7 protein-coding genes and 5 pseudogenes are annotated in these 12329 nt (G+C 52.9%); all 12 read left to right on the top strand.

Translation table 11 applies throughout. The features are described from left to right. Window positions 1-139: 139 nt before the first annotated feature. Window positions 140-1333 (top strand): annotated as a pseudogene (locus Q6D67_RS21065) (IS30 family transposase); the annotation flags it as partial. Between the two features lie 57 nt (window positions 1334-1390). Next, window positions 1391-1625 (top strand): annotated as a pseudogene (locus Q6D67_RS21060) (IS30 family transposase); the annotation flags it as partial. Between the two features lie 4 nt (window positions 1626-1629). After that, window positions 1630-1914, top strand: a pseudogene (locus Q6D67_RS21055) (IS3 family transposase); the annotation flags it as partial. 48 nt (window positions 1915-1962) lie between these two features. Further along, a pseudogene (locus Q6D67_RS21050) lies at window positions 1963-2972 on the top strand (IS3 family transposase). A gap of 146 nt (window positions 2973-3118) precedes the next feature. Continuing rightward, a complete protein-coding gene (locus Q6D67_RS21045; protein ID WP_304707767.1) occupies window positions 3119-4234 on the top strand; it encodes a glycosyltransferase in 1116 nt (371 codons plus the stop codon). Between the two features lie 1325 nt (window positions 4235-5559). Beyond that, a complete protein-coding gene (locus Q6D67_RS21040; protein ID WP_304707765.1) occupies window positions 5560-6252 on the top strand; it encodes an FkbM family methyltransferase in 693 nt (230 codons plus the stop codon). Window positions 6253-6256: 4 nt separating this feature from the next. Further along, on the top strand, window positions 6257-7063 hold the full coding sequence (locus Q6D67_RS21035; RefSeq protein ID WP_304707764.1) for an aldo/keto reductase family protein: 807 nt from the start codon (window positions 6257-6259) through the stop codon (window positions 7061-7063). Window positions 7064-7067: 4 nt separating this feature from the next. Next, complete coding sequence (locus Q6D67_RS21030; RefSeq protein ID WP_304707763.1) at window positions 7068-8639, top strand: GMC oxidoreductase; 1572 nt, start codon at window positions 7068-7070, stop codon at window positions 8637-8639. A 269-nt stretch (window positions 8640-8908) separates the two neighbouring features. Next, window positions 8909-9805 (top strand): glycosyltransferase family 2 protein, encoded by an 897-nt coding sequence (locus tag Q6D67_RS21025; RefSeq protein ID WP_304707762.1) that lies wholly within the window; start codon window positions 8909-8911, stop codon window positions 9803-9805. 432 nt (window positions 9806-10237) lie between these two features. Continuing rightward, window positions 10238-10387: pseudogene (locus tag Q6D67_RS21020) on the top strand (transposase); the annotation flags it as partial. Between the two features lie 130 nt (window positions 10388-10517). Beyond that, window positions 10518-11279, top strand: a complete 762-nt coding sequence (locus Q6D67_RS21015) for a glycosyltransferase family 2 protein (RefSeq protein ID WP_304707761.1) — start codon at window positions 10518-10520, stop codon at window positions 11277-11279. Window positions 11280-11355: 76 nt separating this feature from the next. Next, window positions 11356-12240, top strand: a complete 885-nt coding sequence (locus Q6D67_RS21010) for an FkbM family methyltransferase (protein ID WP_304707760.1) — start codon at window positions 11356-11358, stop codon at window positions 12238-12240. The last annotated feature ends 89 nt before the right edge of the window (window positions 12241-12329 follow it).

Raw genomic sequence — 12329 nt, 5'->3', positions numbered from 1 at the left:
CTGTTCAAATGGCTGTGTGGCAGCGCCAGGACAATGGCCCGGTTATTCTACACTCGGATCGTGGGAGCCAGGGTGAATTCAACCGGTCGTCGCAACACCTTTGATATTGGAGGTGTTTATGGGAAGGCCTGCGGGGTGGATGCGGGAATTGACCGGGCGTGGTGCGATGCACTCCCCAGGCGCGCCGTCACTTCGCCGTGAGACCGAGCGGCTATTTTGGGAGCAGATTGCAACCGGGATAACCAGCGAGAAGGCGGCAGAGACTATTGGCGTATCGTCAGCGGTAGGCGCACGCTGGTTTCGTCATCGCGGCGGGATGCCATTGTTCATGTCTACCCCCATTTCAGGAAGGTATTTGTCGTTCTCTGAGCGAGAAGAGATCGGGCTGCTCCGGGCGCAAAGTGTTAGCATACGTGAGATTGCTCGCCGACTTGAACGAAGTCCGTCGACAATTTCACGGGAGCTGACCCGTAACGCTGCAACTCGTGGCGGCCGGCTTGAGTATCGCGCTTCAGTTGCGCAGTGGAAAGCGGAATTGATTGCCAAAAGACCCAAGCAGGCGAAACTGTTGACTCACCCGCGACTGCGCCCTTACGTCCAAGAGCGCTTGGAGGGTAAGGTTCAGGACGCAGGTGGCCGTGAGCTTGCTGGGCCTCTACATGCACCGTTCAAGGGTCGAAACAAACCCCATCGCGGTGACCGTAAATGGGTCAATGGCTGGTCGCCTGAACAGATTTCCAATCGGCTGCGGATTGATTTTCCGGATGACGAATCCATGCGCATCTCCCATGAATGCATCTACCAGGCTCTCTTCATTCAGGGGCGCGGCGCTCTCAAGCGCGAACTGGTGAGCTGTCTGCGCACCGGGCGGGCGTTGCGTGTACCGAGAGGCAGGGCGCAGGCCAAAGCATGGGCGCACGTCAGCGAAGACGTCATGATCTCCCGTCGTCCTGCTGAGGTGGAAGATCGTGCGTTGCCAGGTCACTGGGAGGGCGATCTGATCATCGGTCTGAACCGATCTGCGATAGGGACACTTGTCGAGCGATCAAGTCGATTCACGATGCTCGTCCATCTGCCTCGCGAGGAAGGCTATGGACTGGCTCCTCGGGTGAAGAACGGTCCTCCACTTGCCGGCTACGGTGCTGTTACCATGGCCAATGCGCTCAAGAAAACCGTCACTACCCTACCGGTCGAACTTTGGCGCTCATTAACTTGGGATCGCGGGAAAGAGCTGTCGGATCATGCCCGTTTTACCATCGAGTCTGGCGTAAAGATTTTCTTTGCCGACCCTCACAGTCCATGGCAGCGCGGCACAAACGAAAACACGAACGGACTGCTGCGGCAGNGATCATGCCCGTTTTACCATCGAGTCTGGCGTAAAGATTTTCTTTGCCGACCCTCACAGTCCATGGCAGCGCGGCACAAACGAAAACACGAACGGACTGCTGCGGCAGTACTTCCCGAAAGGTACCGACCTGGCTCGATGGACTGTTAAAGAGATCCAAGCCGTAGCCCATACGTTGAACGCCAGGCCCCGAAAAACACTCGGCTGGAAAACTCCCGCCGAAGTACTGGACGAGTACCTAAAATCAGTTCAACAATCCAGTGTTGCGACGACCGGTTGAATTCACCCAGTTTCGCAGCGGTGATTACCAGCGCTTTCTGAAGCTGAACGCCTTGATCTGCTCCATGAGCGCCGTGGGTCACTGCGGTGACAATGCCGCCTGTGAGGGCTTCTTCGGTGTTCTCAAGCGTGAACGTGTAAACCGGAGCAAGTACCGGACAAGGGATATCGCCAAATCGGATTTGTTCGATTACATTGAGCGCTTTCATAATCCGCGAAAGCGACGGAGAGTGGCCAAGCGTGATCTTGAGTATTCAGCCGTTTTAGAACCGTCCGTAGAAGTGGGGTAGAACCCAAGACGGGCTTTTAGCCGGAAGTTTAAGCGCGAGGCTGGATGCTTGGTCTTAGACAAAGGCTTTAGCGTCAAAGATGTCTTCAAGCAGCAGAAAATTCAGGCTCTCAAGACTAGGATTAACGAGCTCGAACGGGAGAAGTCGGTCCTAAAAAAGGCCCCGCGCTGTTAGTCGCCGACGAGGTCGATCATTTGCACTTATCCAGAAGCTGAGAGCGCATTACAGAGCTAATCAACTGTGCGAGGCTCTTGGGCGTCAATCGCTCGAGTTATTACGCCTACAAGGTCAGAAAACTTAGGCCAGATGTGAAGCGAGTCAGGTTGAAAGTGAGGGCCACCGAGCTCTCAGACGGCTCGTGCGGGTCTGCTGGGAGTCGCACATTGAGGGATCAAATGAACGAAACTGGATTCGCCATCAGTCGTTTCAAAGTTCCCAGTTTGCCCCGCGAAGCCGGCTTCAAGTCTCGACAGCCGGGTCCAAGCCGTTACAAGAAGTATGGCTAGGCTCGGGTAGATATTCCTAACCTGCTGGATCGTTAATTTGATGTAGCGGAACCCAAAGGGTTTGGTATGGCGATATCTCCTATGCGTGGGCGGGAAATCGCTGGTACTATCTGGCCGTTGTAATGGATCACTGTACGCGGCGGGTGGTGGGCTCGGCGATCAGTGACCAGCCGAATGCCCAACTCGTTGTTGACGCTTTGGAAGTCGCACTTGAGACACGCGGTTATCCAAAAGATCTTATGTTTCATTCGGATCAGGCCACCCAATACGCCAGCAGGCGGTTCCGCCGTATTCTTTGGCGCCAAAGGATTCAACAGGGTATAGGCAGGCGTTGAAATTGTTGGGACAATGCTCCAATAGAGCGATTGTTCCGAAGCTTGAAATCCGAATTGCTGCCGCCACTGGGTTACAAAAAGTTTGACTGTGGCCAGGACGGATATCAACGACTATTTCTTAAGGTACTACAACTGGCGACGTCCACATGCTGCAAACGGCGGTATGTCACTCGGTGTTGCTGAGAGTTGTTTTAATTTGGTGTCCACGATCGCTTGATCACTACATGTTGCTGGCGTCATTTAGTCTTATCTTTAGAATATAGGGCAGGGTTTAATATCAGAGTCGAATTGGAAGAATTTAAAAGCAGCACCGCGATAGTACATACGCTCTCTTCGCTTAGGAAATCGGACGGAGGGCCAGCGGTGACTGTATCTACCTTATGTCGAGAGCTTGGTTTGGCTGGGTGGGATGTCACCATCGTGACTCGTGGAAATTGTTATGAGGACCCCGATAAGGTGTTGATTCCCCCAATTGGTCTCGTCAACACTTTATCGGTCCCGAAAGGATCGACACTGCTATCCCCCCGTTGGTCGTCTTTATTTGGGTCCGCGATTATAGGGGCTGCACGAACAAAGTATACGATCATTCATAACCATGGATTATGGCTAAGCGCAAATCATATCTCAGCCGTTATTGCAAAAAAACATCGTTTTCCATACGTGGTTAGCCCCCGTGGAATGGCCGAGCCATGGGCACTGCAATATAAGGCATGGAAAAAGCAGGTAGCTATGCTTCTTTACCAGCGGCGCGATCTCTTATCAGCCATGGTTTTGCACGCAACAGCGGAATCAGAGGCAGAAAACCTTCGGCGTTTAGGGTTCCGTCAGCCAATCGCGATCATACCGAATGGTGTTGACATGCTTGCGCTAGGCAAGACGCTGGCGACAGAGGTAGGCGCAAAAACCTATCGCAAAAAACATGCGTTATTCCTAAGCAGATTACACCCCAAAAAAGGTTTGGCTATGCTCGTTGAGGCGTGGTCTAGAGTTCAGCCGGAGGCTTGGACACTGACTATTGCAGGTCCAGATGAGGGCGGCCACCGAGCTGAAATTAATCGTTTGATCGAGAGAAAAGATCTTTGTGATGTGATACGCGTGATTGATGCCGTCAATGGAGAGGAAAAAACTAAACTTTATCGCTCAGCAGATCTTTTCGTGCTTCCTACTTTCTCGGAAAACTTTGGTGTGGTCGTAGCAGAAGCCTTGGCCTGCGGCGTTCCAGTGATCACTACAAAAGGTGCTCCCTGGCAAGGCTTGCTAGATTATGACTGTGGATGGTGGGTTGATATTGGGCTTGAGCCTTTGGTCCATGCGCTAAGGGAGGCGACATCAAAATCACCACAAGAGCTCGTAAATATGGGCGAAAACGGGAAAAGATATGTTGAGGCGTCATTTAGTTGGCCGATGATCGCACGTGATATGTCTGAGCTTTACTCATGGGTACTGGGTAAACGTGCACGTCCCACATTCGTATATTGATAGGATTCCAGCTTGAAGCCACTCTTAAAATTTGAATACGCAATGGTAACTTACTCCGATTTTTCGTCAATGCGTATGGAGCAAGCGTTAGTAAGCCGCTATTGTGTCTATGGCGCTGCCGTAGTGCAAAACATCGACTTGCGTCATATCTCACAATATAAATGCCTTCATGCCGTGGTGCATGAGTCATTGTGTTGGATTTGATCACGCTGAGCTAAGTCCAGCGAGCGAAAGGACGGTTTCAACCAAAGGAAAGTGTGTGAAAAATGCCGCTTCAGCTGATAGTGTGTATCTGCCATGCATTCCGCTTATCTAAATGTTGGTTTTTGCAAGCAGAAGTCACCGATTGTAGGCGTAGTCTAAGTGTGATGGGTTTAGCAATTAATTGATGCCAATGTCAATCGCGCAGAGCGCTAATCAAGCGGGAAGGTAATGGTGGCAAGGGTTCCACGAGACCTTGGCTTACTCATTCTTTTGATTCGGCGGTTCCCTATCTCGGCTTTGCGTTGCCGCTAACACTGCGAGTATTCGGTACTCGAGTGGACTAAATTCTGGACGCGCAAGATGCTATTTTGGTAGCTACTACCTTAGGGTTTAGATCAGTTTAGGATTGCCACGGGATGTGAGGGCCGCTCAAGAGGCATGCGCGCAAACATAAAGAACTGGATAAAATGTGAAATTTCTTGATTGGAACTATTGGGTGTGGGGCGATTTTTTCCAGGCTGCTTTAGGGGGAAAGCGAGGCGTTCAGTCACGCGACATAGGTGTGTTGATATGATCCCCCTCGATCGACTGGCGAAAATCGGTACGCGCGATCGGCTGAGGCGCCTATGTTGGTGGTTGGTATGGCTCGTCCTATTTAGGTTAACACCTGTAGCGTTCCACGGTTGGAGATGCGCTGTACTACGTTTTTTTGGAGCACGTATCACTGGGAAAGCCTACCCATATCCTGATGCCAAAATATGGGCCCCTTGGAATCTGGAGATGGCGGAAGGAAGTTGTCTCGGGGCAGGCGTTTATTGTTACAACGTGGCGCCGGTTCGACTCGGGCATCACGTTACCGTAAGTCAGCGTAGCCATTTGTGCACCGCCAGCCACGACTTTGATGTTGCCGACTTTCCACTCACCGGTGCGCCTATTACTTTAAAGGCCGGAGTCTGGGTAGCGGCCGAGGTATTTATCGGCCCAGGCGTTACGGTAGGGAATCGGTCGGTGGTTCTTGCCCGAAGCGTGGTAGTACGCGACGTGCCTTCGGGAGCTGTGGTGGGTGGAAACCCCGCTCGTTACTTGCGCGAGAGACTAGTTATAAACGGAGATGTCGACCCATGAACTGGCAAACAAATTCCTATCTGATAGCCCTGCGCGGCTTCGCTAGAAAGCTAGGCGTCACAAGAATTCTCGGTCGTTTCCTTGGCGGGCGTAGTTATGAAGAGGCGTTTGACAAAGCACTGTTCTCTTATTTGCAGGCCGGCGATACTGTCTGGGATGTTGGGGCGAATATAGGGTACTACACCAGCCGCTTTGCTGAGGTAGTAGGCCCGTCCGGGAGTGTTGTCGCGTTCGAACCATTTCCCGTAACTGCCGCCCGTCTGCGCGGAAACATTGAGAGTTTTGGGAATTGCCAATTACTTGATGTTGCACTTGGTGCTGAAGCTGGAATCGTGATGATGGAAGTTGGCGAGGATGATATCGGCGCCACTAACCGGATTGTTGGAATCTCGTCTCAGGGCGTGGAGGTGACAGTCGCCACCGGTGACGAGATCTTAGTCGATCGGGCGCTTGGCATACCAAATGTTCTAAAGATCGATACTGAGGGTTTCGAACTGGATGTCCTGCGGGGGATGCCAGACCTGATCGCGGCGCCAGGGCTACGCGCGCTTTTTATTGAAGTCCATTTTGGTTTGCTGGCCGAGCGCGGTATGGCAAGCGCCCCAGCTGATATTGAGAACCTGTTGAAAGCGGCAGGTTTTACCACGCGCTGGATTGACCCCTCACATATCGCGGCCGTAAGAAGTTAAGCCTGTGCAGCGAGTATGCTTGCCTGACACTGACCTTTCTATAAGTCGTTTTTCCTTTGGCACTGCAAATCTGCATCACATAGGCGGCAGAAAGAAGCAGACGGCGCATCTTATGTCTGCAGCGGATGTGGGTTTTAGCCACTTTGACACAGCACCACTTTACGGTTTTGGTGAAGCTGAGCGCGCGTTAGGTATCGCTTTTGGCGGGCTGGAAAATATTACTATTGCGACCAAAGTGGGTCTCTACCCGCCGGGGGGTTCCGATCAGGGACGGGCCTCCATGTTTGCTCGTAAAGTCGCGGGTAAGGTCATCTGTCCTTTATCGCGAGCAATCGTTGACCTAAGCGTCAAGCGGGCAAGCCTGAGTGTCGAAGGTAGCCTAAAACGACTTCGCAGGACCAGACTGGACCTCTTGTTGCTGCACGAGGCGAATATCAACTTGTTAAACAGCGATGAATGGCAGCGCTGGCAGGAAAATTTTCGCGATAAGGTTCGCTGGATCGGCGTTGCAGGGCCCGCTGCTACTGTGGAGCCATTTCTTAAATCTCAATCGCCTATCGCTCAGATTGTGCAAGTTAGAGACGGGCTGACTACACACGAAGCCGACGTAGTGGGAGCCGCAGGTCGTAGCTTGCAGCTAACTTATGGCTACTTTTCGAGCGGTGCGGTCCAAAATTTGGGCGAGGATGTATTAAGGGAGGCTTTGCTGCGCAATTCGACCGGGTCCGTTTTGGTGACGACACGCCAAACCCACCGGCTCGCTACGTTTGCACGGATTGCAAATGGGTCAATTGGACGAGAGGTAAGTTGATCAAGTGCTGAAATCTCTACAGCGCGATTGTCCGAGCGATCCGATTCATGCAGATGTAGCTGTGGTGGGCGGCGGTTTGGCCGGCCTTTTTCTTGCAGATCGACTTGCTCAGAGTGGCTTGACAGTTGTAGTCCTTGAAAGTGGCAGCGCGAAGCAAGAGTTAGGGACTCATCCACTTAACTGTGTCGAAGTGCTCGGCGAAATCTACGGGGGGGCAGAACACGGACGCTTCCGTTGCCTCGGGGGTACATCGACCCGATGGGGCGGCGCCCTCCTGCCTTATCTTAAAACTGATCTTGACCCACATCCACTGAGTTTGAATCAGGGTTGGGGAATTAGGTCGTGTGACTTAGAAGCCCATCTCGAGCGGATCGAAAAAACGTTCGGGGTGCAGCAGGGGACCTACGAGGGTGGTGGCGATCTCGAAGGACTATTACCTGGTTTCCTACCGAGGCTTCCTAAATGGCCCGTATTTGCGAACCGGAATACGGCAAATCTTTTCCGTAAGAGAATTAAACAATCACGAACGCTTTCGGTCTGGTTAAATGCGACGGTCACTGAAATTCTGGTCGAAGATGGCGAAACCCGAGGATTAGTAGCCGCAAATGCGAACGGTGCACGAATTGAGGTCCGAGCTCCGGAGGTCGTATTAGCAGCTGGAGCCATCGAAACAACGCGGATTCTCTTGTTGCTAAATGAAGCTCATGATGGCCGCCTCTTGCCTAAGGAAATGCCGCTTGGGCAAGGTTTCCACGACCATATCTCTGCCCCCATAGCGGATCTTGAGGTTGAGGACAGGAATGAGATCATCCGTCTTTTTAGCTTTCGGTTCGTGCGCGGAGGTATGCGGAATCTACGATTCGAATTATCACCTCACATGCGCGGCGTAGATAGGCTGCCAGCTGCATTTGCGCATGTGGCATTTTATCGAGATGGCGAGAGCGGGTTCGATGGGCTGAGAAAAATCTTCCAATCTATACAACGTCACCGATTCCCCGCTATACGGGACGTATTGCAAGTTCTACGAGACGCCCCCTGGTTTTTTGCGGCTGTACACTGGCGCTTTATTGGTAAGCGCGTGCTGCCACCGACGGGCTCTAGTTTTGAGCTTCATCTAGTCACAGAGCAAGCATCGAGGACGGCAAACCGGATCACGCTCAGTTCAACTAAGAAGGACGTGTTCGGTCAGCCTCTGGCAGCTATACAATGGAGAATTAACCAGGAAGACGAAGATGCCTTCTGGCGCGTTGCTCAGCAGCTTGCCACGACCTGGCGCGCGGGCGAAATCGTTTCCTGTGCGCGACTTAAGATGAGAGACCGTAGCACTGTGCTCGATAACTTGAAGGATGCAGGCGGGATCTATCATCCCGCTGGAACCACTCGTATCGGTAATTCAGCTTCAGACGGCGTTGTTGATGAGCAGCTTCGCGTGCACGGTGTCAAAGGATTGCGAGCATTGGCAACCTCGGTCTTCCCTAGTGTTGGAGGCTCAAGTCCTAGTCTTGCGTTGATAGAATTTGCGTTGCGCATGGCGGACGATATTGTAAATCCCCAGAGGCGCCAACAAGAGGCGTGAAATTCTACATCTGCCGCGCTAGAGCGTATAAAAGCGCGTGCCTCGGTATTGTCGCACGCTGTTCATTAGACATAGACGCGTCCAGTAATGCTGCTGAGCATTATGGTGGGCGAATCTAGAGACATGTTTAGTGCAGGTTACAACTTGTACAGGCGCGGAAAAAATACTCTGTGGCGCCTAATTCCCAATATTTGGTTAGTTTTCCACCTCAGCTTTAACTGTTTATTGGCTTCGACGATAAAGTTTTCCGACGAGACCCCAGAATGCACTTGACCGTTATTATTCTCACCAAAAATGAAGAGCGCCACATCGATCGTGCATTGGGGTCCGTTGCGGGTCTCGCCGATAGGATATTCGTTATCGACAGTGGTTCTACCGACAACACTGTTGAAATAGCCGTAAGAAATGGAGCCGAGGTAATGACCCATGATTGGACCAATCATGCGACGCAGTTTAACTGGGCACTAGCGCATTTACCTTCCGATACAGAATGGGTTCTCCGTCTTGATGCTGATGAGATAGTGACGGAGGCGCTTGCTACAGAGATTAAGCAGAAGCTGGAGGGCCAGCCGGCGCTAACAAACGGGGTCTATATTTCGAGGCGTATAAAATTTCTCGGGCGCCCGATGCGGTGGGGAGGACTCTTTCCGGTCCGTGTAATGCGTCTTTTTCGGTATGGTGCTGGGCGCTGTGAAAATCGATGGATGGACGAGCATATCTTGGTGGATGGACAGACGACGGAGTTCGAGGGCGAAATCGTTGACGACAACCTGAACTCCCTTACGTGGTGGACAGAAAAGCACAATGCCTATGCCAGCCGAGAAGTCGTGGATCTGTTGAATCTTGAGCACGGCTTTATGAACCACGAAACAGTAGCTGACTTACGTGGAGGCCAGCAGGCAGGAATCAAGCGTTGGTTCAAGGAGCGCATGTATGCCCGTCTCCCTGGCGGTATCCGCGCCTTGGTTTATTTCCTATATCGCTATGTAATCCGGTTGGGTTTCCTCGATGGCCACGAGGGCACGGCTTTTCATGTGCTGCAGGGCTTCTGGTATCGTTACCTGGTGGACATGAAGCTGCGTGAAGTCAAGAAATACATGCGGCGAAACCGCGTGGGCGCGGTTGTTGCAATTCGAGATGTGCTTGATATTGACCCCTTGAGTTGAGCCAGTTTGTACGGGACCCTCGGTTCACTGCAGTGAGTTCAAGCGATTGGAGGCAGTATTTAGTTAAACCGCCTGCCACGCTCGTAGATAACGAATAGCAGTAGGGGTTCTACCCCGTTTCTACGGGCGTTTGGACATCCAATTAACGATGTTTCAGATTAGGGGAAGTGGACACATGATGGTGTCCGCGTTGAAAAGGTAGGCAGTCTTCACTTCAAATTCCTTCCCACTCACGCAGATAACGGATAGCAGTCGACTCGGCCTGCCATCCTCCTCGTAGCATGATCTTTTCGAGCGACTCCCCTTGGTCCAAAAGGTCTAGCGCTCCTCCTACTCGGAAGGAGTGTCCACTAAGCGCGCCAATGTCTGTTTGAAGTGGTTTAATGGATGTGCCCAACCCAGTTAAGGATAATGTCCTGAACTGGAGGTGGTATGAACACGAGAAAGAAGTACTCGAAGGAGTTCAAGCTGGATGCGATCAGCTTGGTGTTGGAGCAGGGCTACAGCCGTGCAGAAGCTGCGCGCAGTCTGGGCATTAACGCCAACATGCTGTGCCGGTGGATCAAACAGCACGAGACGGACGATGGCAGGCTTGACGGTCACTGTGTTTTTTTTGCTTTGATTCGATGCTTCGAACTCACATTTGTCATGCCATCATTGCGCATGAGTACGATCACTTGCTGAGACTTCACTCACTCAAAGGGTTAACTTAGTGATTTCAGTTGTTACCGCGACCTATAACTGCATCGATACAGTTGATGACTGCCTGGCATCTGTTCACGCCCAGATGGGTGTTGATGTGGACCATGTGATAATCGACGGAGCAAGCAGCGACGGAACCCGTGAAATGCTCGAAGGCCACCGAAAAGATTTCGGTGCGTTTGTGAGCGAACGCGACGGTGGCATCTACGACGCGCTGAACAAGGGCATAACCTTGTCAGGGGGCGACGTCGTTGGCTTCCTGCACGCGGACGATCTGTTTGCCGATACCCAGGTGCTGGCGCATGTCCAGGCGGCGTTTGCGGACCCGTCAGTGCAGGGCGTCTACGGCGACCTCTGCTACGTCAGCAAGGAGGACACTAGCAAGCTGGTGCGCTATTGGCGTGCGGGTGAGTATACGCCGGCCCGGCTGAGTCGAGGCTGGATGCCACCGCACCCCACCCTGTACGTTCGCAAGGAGTGGTATGAGCGTATCGGCAGCTTCAATACCGACTATCGCATCGCCGCTGATTATGACTTCATCCTGCGGCTCTTCTCCCACCCCGAGTTCAAGGCGGCCTATATCCCCGAGGTGCTGGTGACCATGCGCGTTGGTGGGGCGAGCAATCGCTCCCTGCGCAATGTTATCAGGAAGTCCCGCGAGGACTACCAGGCCCTGCGTGCCAGTGGGGTAGGGGGGCTGGGCACCCTGGCGTGGAAGAACCTGAGCAAGCTGAGGCAGTTTTTGCCGCGCAGAGGGGGGCTGCCTCGCTGAGTTTCTGCCGGATAGGTGCTACATCAAACGCGATGCACTTGGCTTTACCGCCTGGCGTGCTCACGGATACAGAGCTATGAGTGGACTAAGTAATTTGTTGAACTTTGTGGTCAGCCACCCTTTGAATCGCGGGGCGCGGTTGGCTGCGATATTGCGGGTCATTCGATGGCAGCTTGGATCGAGGTTCCTGCCCGCAGGAGCGGCTCTACCTTTCGTACAAGGCACCCATCTATTTGTCACTCGTGGTATGACCGGGGCCACGGGCAATTGGTACTGTGGTTTGCACGAAACCAATGATATGGGTTTGGTCCTCCACGCCTTGCGCCCTGATGAGTTATTCGTCGATGTCGGTGCAAATATCGGGAGTTACACCATACTTGCCGCAGGAGCCGTAGGCGCGGACACCATCGCGATCGAACCGGTACCAGCAACCTTCGCCGCGTTGGGTCGCAACGTGTTCTTGAATGATCTGCATGACCGTGTGCGCTGCATGAACATCGGGCTTGGTGATGCAGCCGGGGAGCTGCGATTCACCTCCGCACAGGACACCACCAATCACGTTCTCGCCGAAGGTGAGGGTGAGGCCTTTGTTACTGTAAACGTACTGCCGCTGGACGAAGTTTGCGCAGATCGCACCCCGTTAATAATCAAGATTGATGTTGAGGGTTACGAGCATGCGGTGATTGCTGGCGGGCAATCCACGCTGGCATCGCCCTCGCTACAGGTAGTTATCATGGAAACCAATGGCAGTGGCCTGCGATATGGTTGGGACGATGCTCAGCTCGTGGACACAATGCGCGAGTTTGGGTTCACCACGTGTAGCTACGATCCGATACTGCGGCGACTCGAATCAGCAGCGCCGTCTGAGACTAGCAATACCTTGTTTGTGCGGGATGTCGCGGCGATGCAGGAGCGGGTATCCCAGGCTGCCAGATTTCAATTGGTTAATGGAGATATCTGACCTGGCTTGCAGATGACGTGGGTAGTGTCCCCATGAGTGGTGTAAATCTTCACGGTGGAGTGGCGGCCACCGTGGGTCTCCGTAAACTG

It is taken from the genome of Haliea sp. E1-2-M8, assembly GCF_030649675.1.
Taxonomy (GTDB): Bacteria; Pseudomonadota; Gammaproteobacteria; order Pseudomonadales; family Halieaceae; genus Haliea.
The sequence above is the reverse complement of the archived record's forward strand: the minus strand, read 5'-3'. Positions and strand labels throughout refer to the sequence as shown.